Here is a 12,644-nt window from a genome sequence, read left to right on the forward strand (position 1 = left end):
GATGCTCACGTGAATTTGAACCACCGTGCGGCGCAGGCTCCGCCGATTGCAGCCCAGATAAGCAGGACGAGGATCGAGAACCAGTCCATCGAGGACGCGAGGGCAGCGTCGAGTGCGTGGGCCAAGGCGCCGGACGGAACCAGGCGCACCAAGGTGTGCAAGGCGCTGGGGATGTCTTCGCTGATCAGTCCCACGCTGCCGATGCCGGCCATGACGAACCACAGGACATTCGCAAGTGCCAGAACAATTTCCGCGCGCAAGGTGCCGCCGAGAAGCAGTCCGAGCGCCGTGAAGGTGACGGTACCCAGAGCGATGACCACCGCGCCGATCGCGAGTTCTGTCAGCGTCGGGCGCCATCCCAAAGCCAGAGAGATCAGGCCGAGGAGGACTGATTGCAGTGCCACGACGATGATGACGGCGGCGCTTTTGCCGGCGATGATTCCCCACCGTGGAAGTGGTGTGGCGCCGAGGCGTTTGAGGGCGCCGTATCGCCGGTCGAAGCCCACGGCAATAGCTTGCCCGGTGAAACCGGTCGACATCACAGCGACCATCATGACGCCGGGCAAAACCCTGCTGACCCTGGAATCGCCCAAATCGCCCAGAGGGAGAAGTGACAGTCCGATCAAGAGCGTGATGGGAATCAGCATCGTGAGCAGTAACTGCTCGCCGTTGCGCAGCAATAATGTCAATTCGAGCTTGGTCTGGGCGGCCATCATTTTCGTGGCAGAGTTCGGGCGAGGATCGGGGGCGAACGTACCGGGCTCGAAGCGATTGTCTGCCAACCGTCGGTCCCGGGCGCTGTTCGCCGAAGCGTTGCTCTGGCTATTCGACACGGCTCTGTTCACGACCTTGTTTCCCGTCATCCTCGCAGATCACGACCCGTCAATTCGAGGAAGACGTCTTCCAAACTACGTTGATCGACGCGAATATCATTGATCAGGACATTTTGTTCAGCGCACCACGACGCCACCGTTGCCACCGTTGCCGGTTCGATCGAGCCTTCGATCAAGTATGTCCCCGGATTGGATTCGCTCACTCGGAATCCGCCGGCGAGGGACATGGCCAGTGAATCGACACTCAGCCCGGACACCGTGGTCAGTCGCAACTGACCTTCAGCTCCCTTGCTGGTGACTTCGGCGGGAGTGCCGGAAGCGACGATGCGGCCGTGGTCGATGATGACCAACTCGTCGGCAAGCGCTTCTGCCTCGTCCATGAGGTGTGTGGTCAGGAGAATGCTGACACCGTCGCGGCGTAGTGCATCGATCAACTCCCACACGAGCAAGCGAGCCTGGGCGTCGAGGCCTGCGGTCGGTTCGTCGAGGAAGACCAGTTCCGGTCGGCTCACCAGGGCACACGCCAACGACAGACGTTGCTGCTGGCCACCGGAAAGGCGTCGATACGGTGTTCGGCGAGCTTCGGTCAACCCGAGCTTGGACAAAAGCCAGGTGGGATCGAGCGGATCAGCGGAGTACGAAGCAACGAGGTCGAGCATTTCGCCGGCTTTGGAACCGGGGTACGCGCCGCCGCCCTGGAGCATCACGCCGATCCGCGCACGAACCTCGCCGGAATCGGCGATCGGGTCCAGTCCGAGCACTCGGACCGTCCCGGAATCGGGGGTGACGAAACCCTCGCACATCTCGACCGTAGTGGTCTTACCAGCACCATTAGGGCCGAGAAGGGCAACGACCTGCGCGGTTTCAACGGTGAGATCGATACCGTCCACGGCACGAACACCGTCAAACGATTTTACGACGCCTTCTATCCGCACGGCAGGCGTCGACGATCTTGTTGCACTCGAGGTCACGGAGAATCAGCGTAAGCCCCGGCAGAGTTGCCTTCGTCCACTGGTCTGGTTTTCGTGATCTCCGCTACTGGTTTCTCGCTGCGCCAGGGCAGCGAATTCCGAGTGAGGTAGATCAGGGCGCACGCGGTGACGATCGTCGCGACGACAGCTTGGACGATCATGAATGGCAGGTACTCGGCGCCGTTCGACATGAGCATGACGCTCACGATCGATGTGAAGACCACGGCAGGTACTCGGAATATCGGAGCCGTCGCCCAAGCAGCCAGGGGGAGTATCGCCCAGAGCAGGTACCACGGTTGGACAACGGGGAAGAGGAGAACGATCGCGCCGAGGGCGATTCCGAGTCCGCCGACGGGATGGATGCGTCCCATGTAGGCGGAGACCATCATTCTGGCCGTGATCAGTACCGCGACCAGATATGCGATCGGGCGGGTGATGGTGAGAATCGCCGTTGTGTGGTCGCCGAGTCCGAGAAGCACGCCGACCAGTCCGGTGCCGACGCCCAAAATTGTGGGTATCGACATCCAACTGCGCACGACCGTCGCAGTATTGAGTGTGTTGACCCATCCCATGCCCAGTCCGCTGGCGACGCTGATGAAGCCGATCACGACAACCGTGACGGTGGCCAACAGCAGGGCAGCCGAGAAAAAGGATTTCCAGGTCCCTCCCCATCTGCGGGCCAAGGCCACTCCGACAAATCCGAGCGCAAGCAGTGACGGAATCTTGACGGTCGCCGACAAGGCGATCAGGCCGGAGCCGGCCATCAGCAGAGCCAACGAGCGCCCACGGATGGGGCCCGCGCCTTCGACTGCTCGCAGCGCCACCTCGATCCCGGCGAGCATGAGGCCGAGCATCAGGGCTTCGTTGTGAATTCCGGCTACCAGGTGGAACAGCAGCAGGGGATTGGCAGCGCCGAGCCACAGGGAGCTGACCGCAGAGACACCGCACCGCTTGGCCAATCGGGGCAATGCCCACACGATCAACGCAACGCCGACGAGAACGAGCAGGCGATGAAGGAATATCCCGGCAACGATGTTGTCGCCGGTCAGCGAGCTGATGCCGCGTCCCAGCCACAGGAAGAACGGCCCGTACGGGGCCGGTGTGTCACGCCAGATCGTGGGAACGGTCCGAGTGAGCACGTGATCGACACCGAGTGCGGCTTTGGGTCCGATGAGATAAGGATCGAGGCCACGTGCCGCGATCTCGCTCTGCGCCAGATACGAATACACATCGCGGCTGAACATCGGTGGGGCGACACTCAGCGGCAGAATCCACAGCAACAGCGTGCGGTCCAGTTGTGATCTGCTCATGCGTCGTGGCGCGCCGGCGCGACTGCGCAGATCGCCGACAGCAAATCGGCCCAGCATCAGCCAGGCGAGGACGACCAGAACAGTTCCGGTCATCGTCATCGTCAACGAAACTGTCGGCATCCGTCCGGGCAAGCTCAGCACCCGTAGCCCGGCCGTCGGATTCTGAAGTACGGGCTGGGCGCCTGCGCCCAGTGCGCCGACTGCCATGAGTACGGTGCCTGTCGCTCCGAAACGTCTGATCCCGCGGAGCTGAGCGGTCTCCTTCTCGTTCAGGCCGGGACGCTCGTCCTCGTCGCCGTGAAGCGTCGCCACCACGGATTGGCGGGGCGTGGATCCGAACGGCCGGACACCGAGGGTGGAGAGGACAAGATGTTTCGGCTTGTCCAGCAGGATCGCGCGGGTCGAGCGCGCGGTCGTCTTCTGCGTGGGGGTCTTCGGCACCCAGGAAGCCTAGCGGCTCGCGAGAGGGGCTCGGACAACTGTGAACAATGCGGGCAGTCCGACTATTCCCGAATGTAATGCAGGTTGCCCTTAGTAGACCTGCGAAAAGAATTCCGTCACACTTGTGTTGTGAAAAGAAATGCGACTCGCACTCAATGCAAGGAAGATGCAGGTCAGTCCACTGCAGCTGCCTCGCAGAGTCCTGTCGTAATGCCGGTAGCGGTGGGCGGTGAAGGCCAGACTCGGGCAGCGGTGGTCAAACTTCTCCTCGAAGAGGGACCCATTACGGCCTCCGAAATCGGCACGCGACTCGGTTTGAGTGCTGCCGGTGTCAGGCGTCACCTGGACGCATTGATCGAGTCCGGTGAAGCCCGCGCCGCATCCGCGTCGTCGCTCCGTCAGCGTGGACGCGGGCGTCCGGCCAAACAATTTCAGATCACTGCCACGGGACGCGGCCGTCTCGGTCACGCGTACGACGATCTTGCCGGGGCGGCAATGCGCCAACTCCGCGAAATCGGTGGCGACGCGGCTATCGAGGAGTTCGCCAAGCGTCGAGTCCAGGCAATTGTGGGAGATGTCGAACCGGCAGATCCTGCCGACCTCGGCGGCGTGGCGGAGACGGCAGATGCCATCGCCGATGCTTTCAGTGCCGCTGGATTTGCGGCGTCGACCAGGCCGGTGGGTAACGGCGTGCAGATCTGCCAGCACCACTGCCCGGTGTCCCATGTGGCAGAGGAGTTTCCGGAACTGTGTGACGCGGAACAGGAAGCGTTCCGTCAATTGCTCGGCACACACGTCCAGCGATTGGCCACCATCGCGAACGGTGACTGCGCATGCACCACACACGTTCCCCTCGTATCGAACGGGAGTAGATGAAACCTCCTGATCCGTTAGTTCCCAAAGATTTTCGATAGTTCTTCACAGTCAGAATTGCTCCTCGCGTCGAATTCAGCCCTCGTCGCGGCGGAGCAGCCGTCAAGAAACAAGACTCCGGAAGGAGCTCGCATGACCGTCACATCAGACCAGGCGACTACCACTGCAGCTGCAGGCACCGAGCCGCTCTCGCAGGAAGAGGCCATCGCGTCCCTCGGTCACTACGGCTACGGCTGGTCCGATTCCGACGTAGCCGGAGCCAGCGCACAGCGCGGACTCTCCGAGGCTGTCGTGCGGGATATTTCCGCGAAGAAGAGCGAGCCGGAGTGGATGCTCGACATCCGTCTCAAGGCTCTGCGTACCTTCGACAAGAAGCCGATGCCGAACTGGGGCAGCGACCTCGAAGGTATCCACTTCGACAACATCAAGTACTTCGTGCGCTCGAGCGAGAAGCAGGCCGAGTCGTGGGAAGACCTGCCCGAGGACATCAAGAACACGTACGACAAGCTCGGCATCCCCGAGGCGGAGAAGCAGCGTCTCGTTGCCGGTGTTGCAGCTCAGTACGAGTCCGAGGTCGTCTACCACTCGATCCGTGAGGATCTCGAGCAGCAGGGCGTCATCTTCCTCGACACGGACACCGGTCTCAAGCAGCACCCGGAGCTGTTCAAGGAGTACTTCGGATCGGTCATCCCGGCCGGCGACAACAAGTTCTCGGCACTGAACACCGCTGTGTGGTCCGGTGGCTCGTTCATCTACGTTCCGCCGGGAGTCCACGTGGACATCCCGCTGCAGGCGTACTTCCGCATCAACACCGAGAACATGGGTCAGTTCGAGCGCACCCTGATCATCGTCGACGAAGATGCCTCCGTGCACTACGTCGAAGGTTGCACCGCGCCGATCTACAAGTCCGATTCACTGCACTCGGCAGTTGTCGAGATCATCGTGAAGAAGGGCGGCCACTGCCGCTACACGACCATCCAGAACTGGTCCAACAACGTCTACAACCTGGTCACCAAGCGCACCAAGGTCGAAGCGGGCGGATCCATGGAGTGGATCGACGGCAACATCGGTTCCAAGGTCACCATGAAGTACCCGGCCGTATGGCTGATGGGCGAGTACGCCCGCGGTGAGGTTCTCTCCGTCGCATTCTCGGGCGAGGGACAGCACCAGGACACCGGCGCCAAGATGCTCCACCTGGCTCCGCACACGTCGTCCACCATTATCAGCAAGTCCGTCGCCCGTGGCGGTGGACGCGCGTCGTATCGCGGTCTGGTGCAGGTCAACAAGGGTGCCCACGGTTCCAAGTCCACCGTCAAGTGTGACGCTCTGCTCGTTGATCAGATCAGCCGCAGCGACACCTACCCGTACGTCGACATCCGCGAGGACGACGTCACGATGGGCCACGAGGCCACCGTCTCCAAGGTCAGCGACGATCAGCTGTTCTACCTGATGAGCCGCGGACTGACCGAGGACGAGGCCATGGCCACCATCGTGCGTGGATTCGTCGAGCCCATCGCGAAGGAACTTCCGATGGAGTACGCGCTCGAGCTCAACCGCCTTATCGAACTTCAGATGGAAGGGGCTGTGGGTTAGTGACCACGCCAGACAGTGCAGTTGGAAACACCACGGGTGTCATCGGAGCTGTAGCCGGGGAGAACCCGACCGCTCCGGTAAAGGGTGCAGCCACCGGCTCGCCCATCACGAACAAGGGCGAGCAGTTCTCCTCGTTCGACGTCAATGCATTCGAGGTTCCCGGCGGACGTGACGAGATCTGGCGGTTCACCCCGCTGCGTCGTCTTCGCGGATTGCATGACGGCAGCGCTGTTGCCAACGCTCAGATCACCGTCGACGTCGAAGCCGGTGGCGATGTCACCGTCGAGACCGTCGGTCGCGACGACGAGCGCCTCGGCAAGGCCGGCGTTCCCGCCGATCGTATTGCAGCGCAGGCATACTCGAGCTTCGAGTCCGCTACCGTCATTTCGGTTGGTGCCGAGGTCGAGGTCGAGAAGCCCGTCGTCGTCACGATGACAGGCGCAGGCAGCGACACAGTTGCCTACGGCCACACCCAGATTCGTCTGGCACAGTTCGCCAAGGCAACTGTCGTTCTCGATCAGCGCGGCAGCGGAACCTTCGCGGAGAACGTCGAATTCGTTCTCGGCGACAGTGCGCACCTGACCGTCGTCGCAGTTCAGGATTGGGCCGAGGACGCCGTGCACGTCACGTCGCATCACGCTCGTCTGAACCGCGACGCAGTCCTTCGCCACACGTCGATCAGCCTGGGCGGCGACCTCGTTCGTCTCTCGGCAACGGTGAAGTACGACGGACCGGGCGGCGACGCCGAACTGCTCGGCGTGTACTTCGCTGACGACGGACAGCACCTGGAACAGCGTCTGCTCGTGGATCACAGCCAGCCCAACTGCAAGTCGAACGTGGTCTACAAGGGCGCACTGCAGGGCGATCCGAATTCGAGCAAGCCCGATGCGCACACCGTGTGGATCGGCGACGTCCTGATTCGTGCGGCAGCCGAAGGAACCGACACCTTCGAACTCAACCGCAACCTGGTCCTCACCGATGGTGCCCGCGCCGACTCGGTGCCGAACCTCGAGATCGAGACCGGCGAGATCGTCGGAGCCGGACACGCCAGCGCTACGGGACGTTTCGACGACGAGCAGTTGTTCTACCTTCGTGCTCGCGGTATCCCGGAGGATCAGGCGCGTCGTCTGGTCGTACGTGGGTTCTTCCACGAAATCATCAACAAGATCGCTGTTCCCGAGGTGCGCGATCGCCTTGAAGCTGCGGTCGAAGCCGAACTCGCAGCTGTCGGCTCCTGACCGCCCAGCTACTTCTCATCTTGAAGGAATTTCATGTCTACCAGTGACAACAACACCACGGAAAACGCCAACTCGGTCCTCGAGGTTCGCGACCTGCACGTCGAGGTTGCCAACAGCGACGCCAACGCTGAGCCCATCCAGATCCTCAAGGGCGTTGACCTGACGGTCCGCTCCGGCGAGACCCACGCGATCATGGGCCCCAACGGCTCGGGCAAGTCGACGCTGTCGTACGCCATCGCGGGTCACCCCAAGTACCAGGTCACCTCAGGTTCCATCACCCTCAACGGTGAAAACGTCCTCGAGATGAGCGTCGACGAGCGCGCTCGCGCCGGACTGTTCCTGGCGATGCAGTACCCCGTCGAGGTTCCCGGCGTCTCCATGTCCAACTTCCTGCGCACCGCCGCTACCGCAGTGCGCGGCGAGGCCCCCAAGCTCCGCCACTGGGTCAAGGAAGTCAAGGAAGCACTCAACGAGCTCGAAATCGATCCCGCGTTCATCGAGCGTTCCGTCAACGAAGGCTTCTCCGGCGGCGAGAAGAAGCGCCACGAGATCCTTCAGCTGGGCATGCTCAAGCCGAAGATCGCGATCCTCGACGAGACCGACTCCGGTCTCGACGTCGACGCACTGCGTACCGTCTCCGAGGGCGTCAACCGCTACAAGGAGCGCGAGAACGGCGGCGTTCTGCTGATCACGCACTACACGCGCATCCTGCGCTACATCGCTCCCGATTTTGTGCACGTCTTCGTCGGCGGCCGCATCGTCGAGTCCGGCGGACCGGAATTGGCCGACGAGCTCGAGACCAACGGCTACGTTCGTTTCACCGCGGACGCTTCAGCAACTACAGACGCTTCAGTAACGCAAGGAGCATAAGCGCGATGACCACCTCGGTGCGCGAGCTCGATGTCACCAGGATCCGGAAGGATTTCCCGATCCTGGGACGTACCGTGCGCGACGGAAAGCCCTTGGTGTACTTGGATTCCGGTGCCACGTCGCAACGGCCCCTCCAGGTACTCGATGCCGAGCGGGAATTTCTCACCACGTGCAACGCGGCGGTTCACCGAGGTGCTCACCAGCTGGCAGAAGAGGCCACCGACGCTTACGAGGACGCACGAGCACTGATCGCGGAGTTCGTCGGGGCGGACTCCGACGAACTCGTATTCACCAAGAACGCCACCGAAGCTCTGAACCTGGTGACGTACGTTCTCGGTGACAGCCGGTTCGATCGGCACGTCGGTCCCGGCGACGAGATCGTCATCACCGAACTCGAGCATCACGCCAATCTTGTTCCGTGGCAGGAACTTGCGCGGCGCACCGGCGCGACGTTGAAGTGGTACGGCGTCACGGACGACGGTCGGATCGACCTCGATTCGCTCGAGCTGACCGACGCCGTCAAGGTTGTTGCTTTCACGCATCAGTCCAACGTGACGGGGGCGATCGCTCCCGTCGAGGAATTGGTTCGTCGGGCCCGCGCGGTCGGCGCTCTTGTGGTACTCGATGCGTGCCAGTCGGTTCCGCACATGGCAGTGGACTTCCATGCACTCGATGTCGACTACGCAGCCTTCTCGGGTCATAAGATGCTCGGCCCCACGGGCATCGGTGTTCTGTACGGCAAGGCCGCATTACTTGCCGCGATGCCTCCGTTCGTCACGGGTGGGTCGATGATCGAAACCGTCACGATGGAGGCCAGCACGTATGCGCCGGCGCCACAGCGGTTCGAGGCAGGCACGCAGATGGTCTCGCAGGTAGTCGGTCTCGGTGCTGCGGTGCGTTACCTGAACGAGTTCGGGATGGATGCCATTGCCGCACATGAGCATGCACTGATCGAAGTGGCACTCGAGAAGCTCTCGGCAATCGACGGCCTACGCATCGTGGGTCCGCAAACCGCCGAAAACCGTGGTGGTGCAATCTCGTTTGTCGTCGACGGCATCCATGCCCACGATCTCGGTCAGGTTCTCGACGACGAGGGTGTAGCCATCCGCGTCGGCCACCACTGCGCCTGGCCACTGCACCGCCGTCTCGGGGTTGCGGCTACGGCCCGAGCGTCGTTTGCTCTCTACAACACCGCTGAGGAGATCGACGTGCTCGTTGCAGCGATCAAACGGGCTCAGGAATTTTTCGGTGTCGCAGGGGAGTTGAACTGAGTCATGCGTATGGAGCAGATGTATCAGGAAGTGATTCTCGATCACTACAAACATCCGCATGGCCGTGGCCTGCGTGAGCCGTTCGGCGCCGAGGTTCATCACGTCAATCCGACCTGCGGCGACGAAGTAACGCTGCGCGTGCACATCGCCGACGACGGCACTGTCGCTGATGTGTCGTACGACGGTCAAGGTTGTTCGATCAGCCAGGCGTCGACGTCGGTGCTCAACGACCTTGTCATCGGTATGAAGGTCACGGACGCGCTCGAGACCGTGGCTGCTTTCAACGAGATGGTGAGCAGCCGCGGCAAGATCGAGGGCGACGAAGACGTTCTCGGCGACGGGATTGCCTTTGTGGGGGTTTCGAAGTACCCGGCACGTGTGAAGTGCGCGTTGCTCGGCTGGATGGCGTTCAAGGATGCAGTTGTCCAGATTGTGGATGGCAGCAGTGATTTGGTCGATACGACTAGAGGACAGGGATCATGACCGAGACACAAGCAACACAGGAGTCCGAGGCCACCGCTCCGGTGAACCCGAATCCTGATTCCACTGCGGAATTCGGTGGCGCGCAGGGTTCCGGGACGCTCCCTTCGCCGGAGCGGCTCGACGAGCTCGAAGAAGCGATGCGCGACGTCGTCGACCCCGAACTGGGAATCAATGTCGTCGACCTCGGTCTTGTGTACGGGATCTTCGAGGACGACGGCGTTGTCACGATCGACATGACGCTGACGTCCGCGGCCTGCCCGCTGACCGATGTGATCGAAGATCAGGCACGTGGCGCGTTGGTTCGCAGCGATCTGTGTACCGACATGAAGATCAACTGGGTCTGGCTGCCGCCGTGGGGCCCGGACAAGATCACCGAAGACGGACGCGAACAGCTTCGCGCGTTGGGTTTCACCGTTTGAGTTACTGATACTTTTCTCCGCCGAACGCCGGTACCTGATCAAGGTGCCGGCGTTCGGCGTTGTCCGGTAACGGAGTTATGCGTTCGCGCGATGTTTACCACCGTAGGCATTTTGCCGCTTTCGTACCGAACATCCCAAAGGGAGATCCGCGTGAAAGGCAGCTCCGGTAGGCGACAAGCACTCGGAACCTCGCGTGATCGCCGGTCACCTCGTCAAGGCCAACTCAGCGTGCTTTCGCCGCAGCAGCAGGAACTTCTCGATGCGCAGCAGTCGCGACCCGACGTGCCACTTACCGTCAGCCACTACGTCGACGCCACAGGAAAGCTGGATCTCGCGGCCCTGAAAGCGGCGAGTTCACTGGCAAGCCGTGAATTCGGATGCCAGTCGCTGCTGGAGACGCAGAATGTCGTCTTGAGTCACATCGACCAGCGGGGCTCGAATTCGTTCGAAATTCTCGACCTGCGGGCCGAGGCGGATCCGGGCACCGCGGCCCGGAACTGGATGCAGAGCGAATCGGCTGATCCGATGAATCCGTCCACTGATCAACTGGCACGGTGGGCCGTTCTCGTTCTCGCCGACGAGCACTGGTATTGGTATGTCCGAGCGCATCGGATCGCGCTCGATGTTGCCGGTGCGCGGTCGATGATGATTCGAGCGGCCGAGATCTACACCGCTCTCGCAGCGAATTCGACTCCCGATCCCGCAGAATTGCCTCGCCCGACGGTGGACACCGAGGTCGCGTACCGGGTGTCGAAGCGCTGGAGCCAGGATCAGAAGTACTGGGACGCAACGCTTGCGGGCGCGCCGGTCCGGACGTCGCTGGCTGCCGAAACCGCGACCGCGGTAGCGTTGCCGAGCGTCCGATCCGGAACTGTTCCGCGACATGTCATTGTCTCTCTGGAGAGCATTGCCGAAGCCGAGAGCGTGAGCCTGTCCACGGTGCTCATCGCATCTTTTGCCCTGTACCTCGGACGCCTGACGGGCTCTGACGACGTTGTTCTTCGAATCCCCATGCCGGCGCCCACCTCGTCGACGGCTCGAGTGGCCGGTGCCGGCACGTCGAATATCGTCCCGCTGCGCGTGATGATCGATCCGCATTGCAGAGTGGGCGAATTGGTGCGGGCAGTCAAAGTCGAACTGGTGGGCGCGCTTCGCCACCGGCGATTCCGCGACCAACAATCGCTCCATGCACCGACTTTGACGCTGAATTTGTTTCCATCTGGAATCACTCTTGGTGACGCGCTGGGTGAGCTGCAGGTTGCGTCCGTCGGACCAGTGGACGATCTCGAGGTCACGCTGTCCGTGCTCTCCGAAACGAGCGGGATTCAGGTCGATTTTGCCGCGCATCCTGATCTGTACCCCGAGGCAACACTCACCGGGCACCACCGCAGTTTTCTCGAATTTCTCACAATGATCAGTTCCGGTGACGAAGCGACCCACGTGGCCGACGTCGATCCGCGAGCCGACGCGACAGAAGATCCAGTCGGGTTGCAGGCCCGTAACTTGATGTATTGGCGTGAGGCGCTGTCCACTCCTGTGCCGGCATTGGGTTTGATACCCGCCGGCACAGGAGAGCGCTCGTCGGCACCGATCGTCATTTCCCCGCAGCTGTTTCGAGGACTCGAATCGCTGGCAGCATCGATGTGCACGAGCATGTTCGTGCTGTATCACGCAGCCGTCGCCGGTTTGTTGCGTCGACGCAGTTCGTCGTCGGAAGTCTCGATCGGGATCCCGCTACGAGGGTATGGTGCGCCGAGCCCGGACAACTTCGCCTCGATGTACGCCCATCACGTGGTACTTCGTTCGAGCATCGATACCGCGGAGAGTCTGACCCGGTTGATCGAGCGTACCGACGACGCCGTTGTCGACGCGTTGATTCACGCGGATATCCGGCTGTCCTCGGTGGCGGCTGCACTGGATGCGCATCGTTCACTCGATTACGGGCCGCTGTTCAGGACACTGGTGTTCGCACAGACGCCGATGGACACACACCCGCGGTTCCGGGCCGTGATGGGCGGGCTACCTGTCGGATTCGAACTTGCCGAAATGCCGGAACTGTATTTCGCGCTGCCGACTCGAACGGGAAACGCCCGCGCGGTCGGCTATGTGGACTGCATTGCTCCGTCGAAGCAGGCCCGTGACCTTGCCGTCGGGTTTGCGCGGATACTCCGTGCAATGGTCGAAGATTCGGCCGCGGCGCTCGGGACCGTGGATTTGGCGCATCACGACCTGTGAGGTTTGATCTTTGTACGGTCAGTTTTCACATCATTGTGGCCAAGGTATCGAGCCGTGGATTTCAAGTATCTGACCCGCCAGTTTGTTTGATGGTCGACTTTTAGCCA

General features: G+C 61.8%; 11 protein-coding genes. 8 read left to right on the forward strand and 3 right to left on the reverse strand.

From position 1 onward, the window contains the following. Window positions 1-5: 5 nt before the first annotated feature. Genes ACFRFQ_RS08670 through mptB form a run of 3 tightly spaced genes read right to left on the reverse strand, consistent with a single transcriptional unit; the run spans window position 6 to window position 3,555 of the window. A complete protein-coding gene (locus tag ACFRFQ_RS08670; protein ID WP_378655694.1) occupies window positions 6-863 on the reverse strand; it encodes an ABC transporter permease in 858 nt (285 codons plus the stop codon). Further along, window positions 860-1,804, reverse strand: a complete 945-nt coding sequence (locus ACFRFQ_RS08675) for an ABC transporter ATP-binding protein (RefSeq protein WP_378655697.1) — start codon at window positions 1,802-1,804, stop codon at window positions 860-862. Before ACFRFQ_RS08675 ends, ACFRFQ_RS08670 begins: the two co-directional genes overlap by 4 nt. Beyond that, complete coding sequence (mptB, locus tag ACFRFQ_RS08680) at window positions 1,801-3,555, reverse strand: polyprenol phosphomannose-dependent alpha 1,6 mannosyltransferase MptB (RefSeq protein ID WP_378655700.1); 1,755 nt, start codon at window positions 3,553-3,555, stop codon at window positions 1,801-1,803. Before mptB ends, ACFRFQ_RS08675 begins: the two co-directional genes overlap by 4 nt. Before the next feature lie 210 nt (window positions 3,556-3,765). Here mptB and ACFRFQ_RS08685 point away from each other — a divergent pair, with 210 nt between their 5' ends. The 8 genes from ACFRFQ_RS08685 to ACFRFQ_RS08720 all read left to right on the forward strand — a co-directional run bounded on the left by ACFRFQ_RS08685 (window position 3,766) and on the right by ACFRFQ_RS08720 (window position 12,537). After that, on the forward strand, window positions 3,766-4,431 hold the full coding sequence (locus ACFRFQ_RS08685) for a helix-turn-helix transcriptional regulator (protein ID WP_378656302.1): 666 nt from the start codon (window positions 3,766-3,768) through the stop codon (window positions 4,429-4,431). Window positions 4,432-4,560: 129 nt separating this feature from the next. Next, window positions 4,561-6,021 carry a Fe-S cluster assembly protein SufB gene (gene sufB / locus ACFRFQ_RS08690; protein ID WP_138868533.1) on the forward strand — a complete coding sequence of 487 codons (1,461 nt, stop codon included), beginning with the start codon at window positions 4,561-4,563 and terminating at the stop codon, window positions 6,019-6,021. Next, on the forward strand, window positions 6,021-7,259 hold the full coding sequence (gene sufD / locus ACFRFQ_RS08695) for a Fe-S cluster assembly protein SufD (RefSeq protein WP_378655703.1): 1,239 nt from the start codon (window positions 6,021-6,023) through the stop codon (window positions 7,257-7,259). The genes sufB and sufD overlap by 1 nt, the downstream gene beginning before the upstream one ends. Before the next feature lie 33 nt (window positions 7,260-7,292). Continuing rightward, window positions 7,293-8,129 carry a Fe-S cluster assembly ATPase SufC gene (gene sufC, locus ACFRFQ_RS08700; protein WP_378655706.1) on the forward strand — a complete coding sequence of 279 codons (837 nt, stop codon included), beginning with the start codon at window positions 7,293-7,295 and terminating at the stop codon, window positions 8,127-8,129. A 5-nt stretch (window positions 8,130-8,134) separates the two neighbouring features. Continuing rightward, window positions 8,135-9,400, forward strand: a complete 1,266-nt coding sequence (locus ACFRFQ_RS08705) for a cysteine desulfurase (RefSeq protein WP_378655709.1) — start codon at window positions 8,135-8,137, stop codon at window positions 9,398-9,400. Window positions 9,401-9,403: 3 nt separating this feature from the next. Next, the gene (sufU, locus tag ACFRFQ_RS08710) at window positions 9,404-9,883 is read left to right on the forward strand and encodes a Fe-S cluster assembly sulfur transfer protein SufU (protein ID WP_378655711.1); all 480 of its coding nucleotides are present in this window, start codon (window positions 9,404-9,406) and stop codon (window positions 9,881-9,883) included. After that, entirely contained in the window at window positions 9,880-10,302 is a 423-nt protein-coding gene (locus ACFRFQ_RS08715; protein ID WP_033232097.1) for a metal-sulfur cluster assembly factor, read from the forward strand. Before sufU ends, ACFRFQ_RS08715 begins: the two co-directional genes overlap by 4 nt. 150 nt (window positions 10,303-10,452) lie before the next feature. Further along, a complete protein-coding gene (locus tag ACFRFQ_RS08720) occupies window positions 10,453-12,537 on the forward strand; it encodes a condensation domain-containing protein (RefSeq protein WP_378655715.1) in 2,085 nt (694 codons plus the stop codon). The last annotated feature ends 107 nt before the right edge of the window (window positions 12,538-12,644 follow it).

The organism is Rhodococcus sp. NPDC056743 (assembly GCF_042790355.1).
In the GTDB taxonomy this organism is placed as follows: Bacteria; Actinomycetota; Actinomycetes; order Mycobacteriales; family Mycobacteriaceae; genus Rhodococcus_F.